We start from the raw sequence: 1120 nt of genomic DNA, 5'->3' as shown, positions 1-1120 counted from the left end.
TGCTCCAGACCGGCCATGAAGTGGTTCAGGTCGGGCGCCGCCGTGTGGGCGTACTTCTCCTTCATGGCCTCGGGGACGATGCTATGCGGGGCGTCGTAGCCGATCCAGGTGATGGTGGACACGTTCTCGCCGGGGAGCTGGGCGTTGGTCTCCTTCCACAGCTTGGACATGTGGCCGATGTAGGTCTCGGACTTCGTGATGTCGGTGTACGTACCGGGGACGAACACCGCGGTGTGGGCCGCCGTGTCCGGGTCGCCGTTGGCGACGATGGCCCGGCCGCCGCCCTTGGTATCGAAGCCCAGCAGGTACGCCTCGGGCAGGCCGTCCGTGCCCGTGGCGTCGAACCGGGCCTGGATGGCGTTCATGCCCTTGAGGTTTTTGTCCAGGAAAGCCTTGTCCTTGGCGTACTTCTCGTCCCACTCCGACCAGGCCGGGTTGAGTACGACCGCGGGGTAGTCCCTGCCCGAGGGCACGTACTTCTGCGGCTGCGGGGGGATCCCGTCCAGCCTGATCTGGAACTGGGCTTTGGTCTCCGCCAGTACGGTGCGGTTGGCCTCGTCGCGGACCACCGAGGGCAGCCCGTCCATCGCGCCCACCTGCGCCCCGTTCAGGGACAGGTACGCGGACTGCTCGTCCGGGCTCAGGCCCTTCCACCAGTCGGCGTTCGCCTTCGGGTCGTCGCCCTTGGGCGGGGGCTTGATGTGGTCCAGGTAGTCCTTCGCGCCGCTGCGGACCTCGGCGGTGTCGCTCTCCACGTCCGCCCAGTCCTTGTCGGAGACGACCAGGTCGTCGTCCGCCTTGAGCTTGCGCAGTTTGGGCGCCCACAGGGCGTCGGCTTCGGTCGCCTCGGCGACGGCCTGCGCGATGCGGTTGGCGATCTCCACCGCCTTGCCGAAGTTCGGATTGGGGTGGATGTTCGCCGCCTGCCGCTCCAGGGCGCTGGACAGGTCGTTGGCGTCCTTCGTGGGGTCGATCACGTTCCCTGAGGGCTTGCCCTTGGCGCTGCCGGTGACGGTGCCGCCCTCGGGCAGCTTCCCGTCCTTCTCCGTACCGCCGGGCGGGTAGGTCACCGAGCCGTCGGCCCCCACCCTGAACTTCTGGTGCGCCGCGTCCTCAACGG

Annotated in this window: 1 protein-coding gene; it reads right to left on the bottom strand. The window is 68.3% G+C overall.

Annotated elements, in window-relative coordinates; translation table 11 throughout:
• Positions 1-1088 (bottom strand): alpha/beta hydrolase (locus ACFWVD_RS28795; protein ID WP_379248066.1); only part of this gene is annotated, 1088 nt, incomplete at its 3' end.
• Positions 1089-1120: the final 32 nt, after the last annotated feature.

The organism is Nocardia sp. NPDC058666, assembly GCF_042714895.1.
Lineage (GTDB): Bacteria > Actinomycetota > Actinomycetes > Mycobacteriales > Mycobacteriaceae > Nocardia.
Note: the sequence above shows the minus strand (reverse complement) of the source record. Positions and strands in the feature narration are given on the sequence as shown.